This window comes from Cellulomonas algicola (genome assembly GCF_003851725.1).
Classification (GTDB): Bacteria; Actinomycetota; Actinomycetes; order Actinomycetales; family Cellulomonadaceae; genus Cellulomonas; species Cellulomonas algicola.
The window spans coordinates 1-10,443 of record NZ_BHYL01000095.1; the positions used below are offsets into that span (position 1 = coordinate 1).

11 protein-coding genes and 1 tRNA gene are annotated in these 10,443 nt (G+C 73.7%); 5 read left to right on the forward strand and 7 right to left on the reverse strand.

Annotated features, from left to right (window positions below):
- Positions 1–224 precede the first annotated feature (224 nt).
- Positions 225–902: a Crp/Fnr family transcriptional regulator gene (locus CTKZ_RS07115; RefSeq protein ID WP_124342302.1), complete on the forward strand. Its 678-nt coding sequence runs from the start codon at positions 225–227 to the stop codon at positions 900–902.
- A 100-nt stretch (positions 903–1,002) separates the two neighbouring features.
- On the opposite strand, the gene CTKZ_RS07120 is transcribed toward CTKZ_RS07115, so the two are convergent.
- The 3 genes from CTKZ_RS07120 to CTKZ_RS07130 form a co-directional block, all read right to left on the reverse strand.
- Positions 1,003–1,500, reverse strand: coding sequence for a RidA family protein (locus CTKZ_RS07120; protein ID WP_124342303.1), 498 nt, complete (start codon positions 1,498–1,500; stop codon positions 1,003–1,005).
- On the reverse strand, positions 1,500–1,661 hold the full coding sequence (sp36, locus tag CTKZ_RS07125; RefSeq protein ID WP_124342304.1) for a Sp36 family protein: 162 nt from the start codon (positions 1,659–1,661) through the stop codon (positions 1,500–1,502). Before sp36 ends, CTKZ_RS07120 begins: the two co-directional genes overlap by 1 nt.
- A 108-nt stretch (positions 1,662–1,769) precedes the next feature.
- The gene (locus CTKZ_RS07130) at positions 1,770–2,069 is read right to left on the reverse strand and encodes a WhiB family transcriptional regulator (RefSeq protein ID WP_304515688.1); all 300 of its coding nucleotides are present in this window, start codon (positions 2,067–2,069) and stop codon (positions 1,770–1,772) included.
- A gap of 210 nt (positions 2,070–2,279) precedes the next feature.
- Here CTKZ_RS07130 and CTKZ_RS07135 point away from each other — a divergent pair, with 210 nt between their 5' ends.
- Positions 2,280–4,775, forward strand: coding sequence for a penicillin-binding protein (locus CTKZ_RS07135; RefSeq protein WP_124342305.1), 2,496 nt, complete (start codon positions 2,280–2,282; stop codon positions 4,773–4,775).
- The gene (locus tag CTKZ_RS07140) at positions 4,772–5,704 is read left to right on the forward strand and encodes a metallophosphoesterase (protein WP_124342306.1); all 933 of its coding nucleotides are present in this window, start codon (positions 4,772–4,774) and stop codon (positions 5,702–5,704) included. Before CTKZ_RS07135 ends, CTKZ_RS07140 begins: the two co-directional genes overlap by 4 nt.
- A gap of 60 nt (positions 5,705–5,764) precedes the next feature.
- Here the strand turns inward: CTKZ_RS07140 and CTKZ_RS07145 are convergent, their stop codons facing one another.
- Positions 5,765–6,232: a peptidoglycan-binding domain-containing protein gene (locus tag CTKZ_RS07145; RefSeq protein ID WP_124342307.1), complete on the reverse strand. Its 468-nt coding sequence runs from the start codon at positions 6,230–6,232 to the stop codon at positions 5,765–5,767.
- Positions 6,233–6,675: 443 nt separating this feature from the next.
- On the opposite strand from CTKZ_RS07145, the gene CTKZ_RS07150 reads away from it, so the two are divergent.
- Entirely contained in the window at positions 6,676–7,182 is a 507-nt protein-coding gene (locus CTKZ_RS07150) for a peptidoglycan-binding domain-containing protein (protein ID WP_124342308.1), read from the forward strand.
- Between the two features lie 67 nt (positions 7,183–7,249).
- Positions 7,250–7,323: transfer RNA gene (locus CTKZ_RS07155), tRNA-Pro, on the forward strand.
- Between the two features lie 72 nt (positions 7,324–7,395).
- On the opposite strand, the gene CTKZ_RS07160 is transcribed toward CTKZ_RS07155, so the two are convergent.
- The 3 genes from CTKZ_RS07160 to CTKZ_RS07170 form a co-directional block, all read right to left on the reverse strand.
- Positions 7,396–8,310 carry a DUF4097 family beta strand repeat-containing protein gene (locus CTKZ_RS07160; RefSeq protein WP_124342309.1) on the reverse strand — a complete coding sequence of 305 codons (915 nt, stop codon included), beginning with the start codon at positions 8,308–8,310 and terminating at the stop codon, positions 7,396–7,398.
- On the reverse strand, positions 8,307–9,044 hold the full coding sequence (locus CTKZ_RS07165) for a response regulator (RefSeq protein WP_124342310.1): 738 nt from the start codon (positions 9,042–9,044) through the stop codon (positions 8,307–8,309). Before CTKZ_RS07165 ends, CTKZ_RS07160 begins: the two co-directional genes overlap by 4 nt.
- Positions 9,032–10,443 (reverse strand): sensor histidine kinase (locus CTKZ_RS07170; RefSeq protein WP_235843386.1); only part of this gene is annotated, 1,412 nt, incomplete at its 5' end. The genes CTKZ_RS07165 and CTKZ_RS07170, both read right to left, overlap by 13 nt.

The following is a 10,443-nucleotide window of genomic DNA, read 5'->3' on the forward strand; positions in this document are numbered from 1 at the left end:
CACCACGGACCAGCTCATCACGCGGCTCGCGCTCGACCCCGAGGCGACCGCCGCGTGCCTCCAGGAGCCCATCGGTCGGGGCTGAGGCCCCTCATACGGCAAACTGTGAGATGGCCGGTGCCCGAGACCAGGACGCCGGACGGGTACCGCCACCGAGCCAGACGGTTCGCGCGCGGTCGTCAGGCCGGTGACCGTCGGGTCGGGCCGGGAAGGAAGGAGCCACGGTGGAGGACGACATCGTGCTGGCAGCCCCCCTCTTCGCGGGGCTGGACGTCGAGACGTCCGGGGCGCTCGTCGCGACCATGAAGCAGCTCCACCTCGTGCGCGGCGACACGCTGTTCCACGAGGGCGAGCCCGGGGACCGGCTGTACGTCGTGCGCGACGGCAAGATCAAGCTCGGACGACGCTCCAACGACGGCCGCGAGAACCTCCTCGCCGTGCTCGGTCCGGGCGAGATGTTCGGCGAGCTGTCCCTGTTCGACCCGGGCCCGCGCACCGCGACCGCGACCGTCGTCGCCGACGCCGAGGTGCTCGAGCTCGGCCACGCCGACCTCATCAGGTGGCTCCAGGACAAGCCGTCGGTCGCGCAGCAGCTGCTGCAGGCCCTCGCACGCCGCCTGCGCCGCACCAACGAGGCGCTCGCCGACCTCGTCTTCTCCGACGTGCCCGGCCGCGTCGCCAAGGCCCTGCTCGACCTGTCGACCCGGTTCGGCGAGAAGGTCGACGAGGGCGTCCGCGTCGCGCACGACCTCACGCAGGAGGAGCTCGCGCAGCTGGTCGGCGCGTCGCGCGAGACCGTCAACAAGGCGCTCGCCGACTTCGCCGCGCGCGGGTGGGTGCGGCGCGAGGGCCGCGCCGTCGTCCTGCTCGACATCGACCGCCTGGAGCGCCGCGCGCGCTGAGGGCAGCCGCGCCGCACGAGACGTACGACGGCCCCGGTCCGATGGGACCGGGGCCGTTCGTCTGCCCGCGCGCGGCGGTCAGGGTCAGTCGCGTGCGGGGTCAGTCGCGCAGGCGCACGACGAGCTCGACCTCGACGGGCGAGTCCATCGGCAGCACCGCGACGCCCACCGCGGAGCGCGCGTGCACGCCGGCGTCGCCGAGCACCTCGTGCAGCAGGAGGCTCGCGCCGTTCACGACTCCCGGCTGACCGGTGAAGGCGGGGTCGCTCGCGACGAACCCGACGACCTTGACGACGTGCGCGATCCGGTCGAGCGCGTCGGCGCCGGTCGGACCACCGTCCGCGGCGACGGCCGCCGCGACGGCGGCCAGGGCGTTGAGCGCGGCCGTCCGGGCGTACCCGGCGGCCTCGTCGGGGGCGATCAGGCCCGCGCCGTCGCCGACCTTGCCCGTCGCGGGCAGCGCGCCCGCGACGAAGGGCAGCTGCCCGGATGTCCACACGGTGTCGCCGTCGCGCAGCGCGGGCACGTACGCGGCGAGGGGCGCGGCGACCGTCGGCAGCTCGAGCCCGAGCTCGGCCAGCCGGGCGGCGACGCCCATCAGGCCTGCTTCGGGCGCTTGAGGTAGGCGACCAGGCCGGCGTCCGGGCCCTGGATCACCTGGACGAGCTCCCACCCGTCGGCGCCCCACTGGTCCAGGATCTGCTTGGTCGCGTGGATGATGAGGGGGATCGTCGCGTACTCCCACTGCTGCGTCGCCATGCGCTCACCCTAGCGGGACGAGGCACGGCCGACGGTCGGTCCACGGACCCGTCGTCAGCGGCTCGAGAGACCCCCGACGTGCACGGCGACGGTGCCGTGCAAGCGCTCTCACCGGACCGGCAGCACGCCCGTCTCGATGCCCACGAGCTCGGCGTGCCAGGAGCGGACCTCGGGGCGGCGGCGCAGCAGCGCACGCCGCTCGCGCTCGGTCATCCCGCCCCAGACGCCGAAGTCCATGCGGTTGTCGAGCGCGTCGGCGAGGCACTCCAGCCGGACGGGGCAGCCGGTGCACACGGAGCGCGCCTCCCGCTGGGCCGCGCCCTCGACGAAGAGCGCGTCCGGTGACAGCTTGCCCGTGCCACAGGCGGCGATCGCGGTCCAGTGCGCGTCCAGCGTGACGGTTGCCACTCACCCTCCAGAGAAGACGGACGGGTGCCGCGGGCACCCGTGTCCTGCGGGGAAACTAGTCGGTCAAGCGTCCGTCTGGCGAGACTCCTAACGGGTCATTTCGCCAGATGGACGCTCGACCAGTCCGCGACGTGTGCAGGTCCGGTGCAGGTCGCGCCCTTCGAGGCCCAGGAAGACGGGCTTCTGAGGCGCCCCGACTACCCTGTCGCCATGCCGCATCCTCCGCGCGCGCGGGGCCGCCAGGTCAACGCGTTCCAGGCCCTGGCGCTCCTGCTGTCGTTCGTGCTCGTCGCGGGCGTCAGCGGCGTGCTCGCCGCCGGCCTCGTGCTGCCCGGGGTCGCCGTCGCCGACGAGGTCACCGACCTCACGGTCACCGCGTTCGACGACCTGCCGACCGAGCTCGAGCCGACCCAGCTCCCCGAGAAGTCCGTGATCCTCGCGGCCGACGGCACGCTGCTCGCGACGTTCTTCAGCGAGGACCGGGTCGTCGTCCCCCTGTCGGAGATCTCGATCCAGCTCCAGCACGCGGTCGTCGCGATCGAGGACAAGCGGTTCTACCAGCACGCGGGCGTCGACCCGCCCGGCATGCTGCGCGCCGCCGTCAAGGGTGCGCTCGGCGGCGCCGACGACGGTCAGCAGGGCGCGTCGACGCTCACGCAGCAGTACGTCAAGAACGTGCTGATCCAGGCCGCCGCCACCAAGGAGACCGAGGCGGAGCGGCTCGCGGCGATGCAGGCCGCGACCGAGGCCGACGGTCCCGAGGGGTACGCCCGCAAGCTGCGGGAGGCGAAGCTCGCCATCGCGCTCGAGAAGCAGATGACGAAGGACGAGATCCTCGAGAAGTACCTCAACATCGCGCAGTTCGGCATCAAGGTCTACGGCGCCGAGGCCGCCGCGCAGTACTACTTCGGGATCCCCGCGAAGGACCTCAACTACCTCCAGGCCGCCACGATCGCCGGCGTCACGCAGAGCCCCACCCACTGGGACCCCGTGCGCGACCCGGTCGTGTCGAAGGAGCGCCGGGACACCGTCCTGCTCACCATGCACGACCAGGGCTACATCACCGACGAGGAGTTCCAGACCGGGCTCGCGACGCCCGTCGAGGCGACGCTGAACGTCCACCCGCTGCGCGTCGGGTGCATCGCCGCGAGCGACGCGGTCCCCGGCTCGGGCTACTTCTGCGACTTCGTCACCAAGGTGATCGTCAACGACGAGACCTTCGGCGCGGACGCCGCGGCGCGCAAGGCGCTCCTCTACCAGGGCGGCCTGACGATCACGACGACGCTCGACCCGGGCAAGCAGGCGATCGCCGACGCCGAGGTCAAGGCCGCCGTGCCGGTCGACGACTCCAGCCGCCTCGGGCACGCGCTCGTCAGCGTCGAGCCGGGCAGCGGCAAGATCGTCGCGATGGCGCAGAACCGCATCTACGCGCCCGTCGCCGCCAACCCCGGCGAGGAGCCGATCAACTTCAACACCGACTTCGCGTACGGCGCGTCCGGCGGCTTCGCCCCCGGCTCGACCTACAAGCCGTTCACGCTGCTCGCGTGGCTCCAGGCCGGGCACAGCCTCTACGAGGTCGTCAACGGCGCCAAGCGCCCGCTCAACGAGAATATGTTCCGCATCTGCGGCGCCAAGGCGGGCAACGCTCCGTACACGCCGAACAACTCCGAGGGCAACGGCAGCATGATGACCGTCCTCGACGCCACGCGGAACTCGGTCAACCTCGCCTACCTGTCCATGGCGATGGAGCTCGACATGTGCAACATCGGCGACGCTGCCGAGTCGATCGGCGTGCACCGCGCCAAGGGCCGCGAGCGGGACGACGGCACGATCGACCGGCTGCTCAAGGGCAGCACGCGCTTCGGCGTCAACCCGTCGAACGTGCTGGGCACGGACGTCGTCGCCCCCCTGACGATGGCGTCGGCGTTCGCCGCCTTCGCGTCGGGCGGCGTGTACTGCAAGCCGATCGCGATCACGGCGGTGACCGACACCAACGGCGCCCCGCTGCCGGTCCCGGACGCGGCCTGCCACCAGGCGATCGAGCCGCGCGTCGCCAACACCATGAACTTCGCGCTGAGCGGCGTCTGGCAGGGCACCGCCGACGGCGTCGGCGCGCCGCCGTTCCCGTCCGCCGGCAAGACCGGCACGACCTCCGAGAACGAGCAGACGTGGTTCGTCGGCTACACGCCGCGCCTCGCGACCGCCGTGTGGCTCGGTGACCCCAAGGAGTCGAAGCGTCAGGTCAAGCGGATGTACGTCGGCAGCAAGTGGGTCGACCGTGCGTTCGGTGCGACCGTGTCGGCCCCCACCTGGAAGCGGTTCATGGTCCAGGCGCTCGCCGGCGGTGACAACCCGGGCTTCGCCGCACCCGACGACAAGCTCGTGTTCGGTGAGAAGGTCAACGTGCCGAGCGTGATCGGTCGGAGCGAGGGCGACGCCCGCGCGATCCTCGAGCAGCGCGGCTTCAAGGTCCGCGTCGACGGGCAGCAGGTGGCGTCGAGCGTCGGCGCCGGCCTGGTCGCCGAGCAGAGCCCGTCCGGTCAGGCGAACAAGGGCGCCACGATCACGCTGAAGCTGTCCAACGGCCAGGGCGGCGGTCCGGGCCCCGGACCCGGCCCCGGGCCAGGCGGTGGTGACGGCGGCGGGAACAACGGCGGCGGCAACGGCGGCGGTCCGGGTGGCGGCAACGGTCGCGGTCAGCCGTGACGGTCGGACGCACGCTCGGCACCGCGGCGCTCCTCGGTGCCGGCGCGCTCGCCTGGTCCGTCGTCGAGGCGCAGTGGTACACGCTGCGCGAGGTGACCGTGCCGGTGCTGCCGACCGGGCAGGACCCGCTGCGGGTGCTGCACCTGTCGGACCTGCACCTGACGCCCGGGCAGCGCCGCAAGGTCGACTGGGTGCGCGACCTCGCGTCCCTGGACCCGCACCTCGTCGTCGACACCGGTGACAACTGGGCGCACCTCGACGCCATGCCGGCGCTCCTGGAGGCGCTCGAGCCGCACCTGGCCCGGCCGGGCGTGTTCGTGCTCGGGTCGAACGACTACGTCGCGCCGCGCCCCAAGAACCCCGCCCGCTACCTCCTGCCGGACTCGCGCGGCGCCGGTCCGGTCAAGCCGGTCGAGCTGCCGTGGCGCGAGCTCGTCGCCCGGTTCACCGCCGCCGGGTGGATCGACCTGTCGAACCGCCGGGACGTCGTGAAGGTCGACGGGCGCGTCCTGTCGCTCGTCGGCACGGACGACGCGCACCTCGACCGCGACCGCTTCCCCGCGGCGGGCGGGGACGACGACGCCCGCACGGGCTCGACGCCGGTCGACCTGCACCTCGGCGTCACGCACGCGCCCTACCGCCGCGTGCTCGACGCGATGCACGCCGACGACGCCGACGTGACGATCGCGGGCCACACGCACGGCGGCCAGCTCGCGGTCCCGCTGTGGGGCGCGCTCGTCACGAACTGCGACCTCGACACGCGCCGGGCCAAGGGCCTGCACGGCTGGCCGGGCCCGCGCCCGGACCGCCCGGGCGGCGCGGGGTCGTCCTGGCTGCACGTCTCCGCAGGGCTGGGCACGTCGCCCTACGCCCCCGTGCGGTTCGCGTGCCGCCCGGAGGCGACGCTGCTCAGCTTCGTCGCCGCCTAGTGCTGCCGCCGGCGGCCCTCGCACGTCGTCGAGCGAGAGTCCGCCGGCGAACGGCCACGACTACCGGCGCTCCCAGCTCGACTCGCACCCGGCGAAGGTGCCGTCGGACGACCAGTAGTCGGGGAAGCGCATCCAGTACTCCGTGTCCGGGCCGAACTGGCCGTCGGCGGTCCGGCCGAGCGACCGCTGGACGGCGGCGAGCGCGTCGCGCGTCTTCGTCCCGTAGATGCCGTCGGCGACCAGCCCTCGCGAGTAGCACGCGTTGAGGGCGACCTGGAGCGCACGCACCGGCTCGCCCCGCGTCCCGACCGCCAGGTAGCACTGGTTGAAGTGGACCACGTCGTTGCGGAGCGGCTGGTAGCGCCGGAACTCCCGCCCGAACTGGCCGTGTCCCTTGATGTCCGAGACCCAAGCGGCGGCGTTGCAGACGGGCAGCGCCGCCGACGCCGGTGCGGATGCGGCGACCGTCGTCGCCCCGGCGACCACCAGTGCAACGGCGACGGTTCGTGCCCAGCGAGAGATGTGCATGTCGCTCTCCTTCTCCGTCCCGGGCGGGACGGCTCTGTCGTGGCGGCGCGTCGGTCGACGCCCCGCGACTGCGCCAGCCCGAGAGGTGCGGCTGTCGCTGGCGTGCGGTGATCGCCGCTGCTGTCGACGCGGCTGCCTGTGGTCCGTTCCTGCGACGGATCACGCACAGGGCGGCGACGCACGCCCCCGGTTGGCTCGACGTCGAGCTCCTCGTCGCACGCCCCCCTCGTGCGACCCGCCCGGACGCGTCTCCCGTCGGCGGACACGGGGACTCTGGCGGAGTTCGCAGGGACGTGTCTGAGCAATGCAATGTGATCTGAATCACAGTCAAAACAGGGTTTTGACGACGTGTCATACCCGTCATACTCGCGCTGACTGTCGCCTCGGCTCCGGCCGGGCGACCACGACGTTTCGCCGTCGGCGGATCCAGGCAAGGAGGCCCGATGTCGACCGAGACCGCAGTCCGACCGCGGACACGACTCTTCCGCACCCTCACCCGAGCACTGGCCGTGGGCGTGCTCGCCGCCGGCTCGCTGGCGGCCACGGCGACCGCGTCGAGCGCAGCCGTCCCGGAGTGCCACTACCAGGCCTACCCGCGCGCCACGGGATACGGCCCGTACATCACCCCGCCGTCCGCGGACATGGTCGGCCTCTCCTCGTGCTGGATGAAGAACGGCAGCAACCCGGTGGTCGTCATGCGCCTCGGGTTCCAGGCGTCCTACAGCGCCGTCTGGGAGCTCCAGTCGGCGCTCAACCTCTGCTACCGCAAGCCGATCACCGTCGACGGGTGGTTCGGCGCGCAGACCGAGACGGCGCTCAAGCAGGTGCAGGCGTCCTACGGCCTGAAGGCCGACGGCATCTACGGCGCCAACACACAGGCGAAGCTCCTCGTGCCGGGCAAGAACGCCGACGGCACCGGATTCACGGGCTACTGCTACAACATCAGGTGAGCGCACCCCCGCGACCGGATCGAGTTTCGTCCTAGCGGCGTCCGTCGGCTATCCTTACGGGGCTCCACGGGGTGTGGCGCAGCTTGGTAGCGCGCTTCGTTCGGGACGAAGAGGTCGTGGGTTCGAATCCCGCCACCCCGACAGACACGAGAGGCCCGGATCGGCATCATGCCGGTCCGGGCCTCTCGTCATGCCCACGGGTGCGGGCGGTCGTCAGCGCGGGGCGAGGTACGACACGTGGCCGTCGTAGCTGCGGATGAGCACCGTGCGCGGCGCGGACGGGTCGGTCGGAGCCTCGACGGTCTGGCGGCCGTTCGACGTGGAGATCGTCAGCGCGACGGGCTCGCCGGTGCCGAACACCGTCGCGTCCCCGTTGCTGGTGGCGGCCTCGACGTCACCCTGCACGTCCGCGACCTCGATGCTCCCGTCGCTGCTCCGCGCGATCGCGTCGCCGCCCACGTCGACGACCTGGACGTCGCCGTTGCTCGTGACGGCCTCGATGCGGCCGCCGACGCCCTGCGCGTCGATCCGGCCGTCGTAGGTCCGCGCGGTGACGTCGCCGGAGACGTCGGTGACGATCACGTCGCCGTTGCTCGAGTGCAGCTGCGCGTCGCCGGTGATCCGGTCGGCCTCGACGCGGCCGTCGTAGGTCCGCGCCTCGAGGTCGCCGGCCAGGCCGCGCGCCAGGACGTCGCCGTTGGAGGTCCGGACCACGACGTGCGTGTCGCGCGGGACGTGCACCTGGAGCGCACCCGTGCACACGCCGAACCACGAGCCGCACTCGTGCCGGACGACGAGCCGGTCGCCGCGCTGCTGCACGGAGTAGGTGGGCGACGAGAAGCCGCTGCGGGCGATGCGCTCGACGTCGACCAGGTCCTGGTCACCGGCGAACACGGACACGCGCCCGTCGGCGACGAGCTCGACGACGTCGGCGGCGTCGTAGGTGGCGCTCGCGCGCTCGGTGCTCGACATCGCGAGGTCGGCGACCTGGACGCCGCCCCACGCGATCGTCGCGACGCCGAGGGCGACACCGGCCCACAGGAGGGTGCGGCCGAGCGGCGTGCGGGTCGGGTCGGCGGGCGGCGGGCCGACGGGGGTGACGGGCGGCTGCTGCAGGGTGGCGGTCATGCGCGTGCTCCGTTCGTGGGGCGGCCGGTGCCGACGCCGCCGGGCGGCGTGACGACCGGGCCGGGCTGGGCGGCGGTCGGGCCGTGCTCGAGCCAGCGCAGGACGGCGAGCACGCGGCGGTGGTCGTCGGCGTCGGGCGGCAGGCCGAGCTTGGTGAGGATGGACGTGACGTGCTTCTCGACGGCGGGCAGCCCGACGACGAGGCGTTCGGCGATCGCGGTGTTGGACCGGCCCTCGGCCATGAGGCCGAGCACCTCGCGCTCACGGGGCGTGAGCGTCTCCAGGCCGGTGCTGCGGGTGCGGGCGAGGATCTGGGCCACCACCTCGGGGTCGATGACGGTGCCGCCGGTGGCCACCCGCTGCAGGGCGTCGAGGAACTCCTCCACGTCCGCGACGCGGTCCTTGAGCACGTACCCGAGGCCGCGCACGTCGCCCGCGAAGAGCTCGGCGGCGTACCGCTGCTCGACGTACTGCGACAGCACGAGGATCGGCAGGCGGCGGTGCAGGCTGCGCAGGTGGACGGCGGCGCGCAGGCCCTCGTCGGTGTGGCTGGGCGGCATCCGGACGTCGGTGACGACCACGTCGGGCAGGTCGTCGCCGGCGGTCCCGGTGCCGAGAGCGGCGACGAGCTCGTCGGCCGTCGGGTACCCGGTCACCTGGTGGCCCTCCGCCTCGAGCAGGCGGGACAGGCCGTCCCGGAGGAGGACGGAGTCCTCCGCGATCACGATGCGCACGGCACCTCCACGGTGAGCCGGGTCCCGCCTCCGGCGGGGCTGTCGAGGTCGAACGTGCCGTCGAGCGCGGCGACACGGCTGCGCAGTCCGTCCAGCCCGCTGCCGGGCGTGGCGGTCGCGCCGCCCGTGCCGTCGTCGGCGACGACCACGCGGAGCGCGGGTCCGGTCGCGCCCTGCACGACCGTCGCCTCCACGAGCACGCTCTGCGCGCCCGAGTGCTTGGTGACGTTCGTGAGCGCCTCGGCGACGACGAAGTACGCGGCGGCCTGCGTGGCGGCCGGGGCGAGCGCGAGCGTCTCGGGCGTGGGCACGTCGACCGTGACGGACACGGGTGTGCGGGCGGCGAGCGCCGACAGCGCCGCGTCGAGGCCGCGGTCGGTGAGGACGGCCGGGTGGATGCCGCGGACCAGGTCGCGCAGCTCGGCCAGGGTCTCCTTGACCTCGCGGTGCGCGTGGTCGAGCGCGGCGGCGGCGGTCTCGGGGTCGCGGGTCGCGGCACGCTTGGCCGCGCCGAGCTCCACGCCCAGGGCGACGAGCCGCTGCTGGGCGCCGTCGTGCAGGTCGCGCTCGATACGGCGGCGCTCCTCGTCGGCCGCGCCGACGGCGGCGGTCCGGGTCTCGCGCAGCTGCTCGGCGCGGACCTCGGCCCGGTCGACGGCCGCGCGGGCCTCGACCAGCGCCTCGGACTGGGCCGTCGGGCCGAGGAGCGCGCGGGCCAGGCGCACGGTGACGAGCGAGGTGGCCTGCGCGGCGAGCGCGGCGAGCCACAGCAGCGCGACGCCGCCGAGCACGGTCACGAGGATCACGAGCGGCCACGCGAGGCCGAACCAGTCGTCGACGACCGAGCCGTGCCCGTAGCCGGGGAACGCGACGGCACCGACGCCCGCACCGGCGAGGCCGAAGACGAGCGCCCACCCGAGCGACGAGACGCCCAGGCCGGCGACGGCGTACACCTGGTGCGCCCAGCGGCGGCCGTCCGACAGGACCGCCCACCACGTGCCCCAACGCCACCACCCGGGCCGGGGGCCGCGGCGGTAGGTCGGGGCGCCGACGACGACACCCGTCTGGGCGGCGACGCGGGCGCGCTCGGCACGGGCGAACCACTGCCCCGCGACCAGCCCGCCGACGAGCATCGGCAGGCCGACGCCGAACGCGGCGACGAGTCCCGCGGAGGTCAGCGTCCAGACGAGCGCGAGGATCCCGAACGTCAGGAGCCACGGCCAGCCGATCGCGACCTGCGCGACCGCGCGCCACGTGGCGGCGTCGCCCGGGGCCCGCAGGAGTGCCTGCCCCGAGAAGAACGCCGGGGCGACGACGCGCGCGTCGTCGGTGGTCGTCGGGGCCGCGGGCCTGGCCGGGGACGGCGCGGTCGCGGCGGACGGGCCGGACGCGCGCGCCG

What these genes read in the sequence shown, in the direction of transcription:
- CTKZ_RS07120 (WP_124342303.1), bottom strand. Translation starts at nt 1,500, where the DNA reads ATGGGCGTCGCCGCCCGGCTGGCCGAGCTCGGGCTCGAGCTGCCGACG.
- sp36 (WP_124342304.1), bottom strand. Translation starts at nt 1,661, where the DNA reads ATGGCGACGCAGCAGTGGGAGTACGCGACGATCCCCCTCATCATCCAC.
- CTKZ_RS07135 (WP_124342305.1), top strand. Translation starts at nt 2,280, where the DNA reads ATGCCGCATCCTCCGCGCGCGCGGGGCCGCCAGGTCAACGCGTTCCAG.
- CTKZ_RS07145 (WP_124342307.1), bottom strand. Translation starts at nt 6,232, where the DNA reads ATGCACATCTCTCGCTGGGCACGAACCGTCGCCGTTGCACTGGTGGTC.
- CTKZ_RS07150 (WP_124342308.1), top strand. Translation starts at nt 6,676, where the DNA reads ATGTCGACCGAGACCGCAGTCCGACCGCGGACACGACTCTTCCGCACC.
- CTKZ_RS07160 (WP_124342309.1), bottom strand. Translation starts at nt 8,310, where the DNA reads ATGACCGCCACCCTGCAGCAGCCGCCCGTCACCCCCGTCGGCCCGCCG.